Genomic DNA, 962 nt, shown 5'->3' with positions numbered 1-962 from the left:
GCGGTCGAGCGCCGGGCCGACCGGCCGCGCGGGCTGCCAGGTAACGCCGTCCGTGCTGACCTCGACCCGGCGGATCCGCCCGTGGCCCGACCACGACCGGCCGCGCAGCACCTGCCGCTGCCCGGCCGCGAGCGTCGCGCCCCACGGGAGCTCGAAGGCGCTCTTCACCACCTGTTCGGTGACGAGCGTGCCGTCCGCCGGGTAGTCCGGGCCCAGCAGCCGGTAGAACTGCGTGTTCCACGGCGACACCAGCGGCGTCGCCGAGACCTCGATCCGGCCGAGCCACTTGATCGACGCGATCCCGGCCCACGACGGCACCACGAGCCGCACCGGGAAACCGTGGTCGGGCGGCAGCGGCTGCCCGTTCATCTCGTAGGCCAGCAAGGTGTCCTGCAGCGCCTTGCCCACCGGCAGCGGCCGCCGCACCTTGCCGAGGTTCACCCCCGCCGCGACGTAATCGGGGTCGAGTCCCTCGGGCAGGACGTCGACGGCGTCCCGGGTCAGCCCGGCCCGCGCGAGCACCGTCGCGAGCCGGACGCCGCGCCAGCGCGCCACCCCGACCGCGCCCAGCTTCCACGCCGTCCCGCTGACGGTCTGGCCCTGCTGGCTGCCGAAGAAGCTGCGGCCGTTGCCGGTGCATTCGACGAACGCGGTGATCGTTTCCGACGGCAGCGCGCGCAGCTCGCGGTAGGACAGCTCGACCGGCGCCTCGGCCGTCGGCGCGCCGCGCAGGCCCGAGCCGAACAGCTTCAGCCGCCAGGTCGCGGCGTCGAGCACGGGTGTCGAGGTGTGGTCGCGGACGAAGAACCGGTCGACCGGGGTGAGGTAGCCCTGGTCGCGCATCGATTCCCAGCGCATCTCGGCGTTGCTGCCGTAGACGTCGAACAGCTCCGGCGGCAACGGCTTCACGATCGGCCCGCTCGCCGCGGCGGCCACCCCCGGCCCGGCCGTGCCGACGGCCA

1 protein-coding gene is annotated in these 962 nt (G+C 74.4%); it reads right to left on the bottom strand.

What is annotated here, in order from left to right:
- A partial coding sequence (locus G3I65_RS50720; RefSeq protein ID WP_160703052.1) for a molybdopterin-dependent oxidoreductase occupies window positions 1–962 on the bottom strand: 962 nt, incomplete at both ends.

Source organism: Amycolatopsis sp. SID8362 (assembly GCF_010550475.1).
Taxonomy (GTDB): Bacteria; Actinomycetota; Actinomycetes; order Mycobacteriales; family Pseudonocardiaceae; genus Amycolatopsis; species Amycolatopsis eburnea.
Note: the sequence above shows the minus strand (reverse complement) of the source record. Positions and strands in the feature narration are given on the sequence as shown.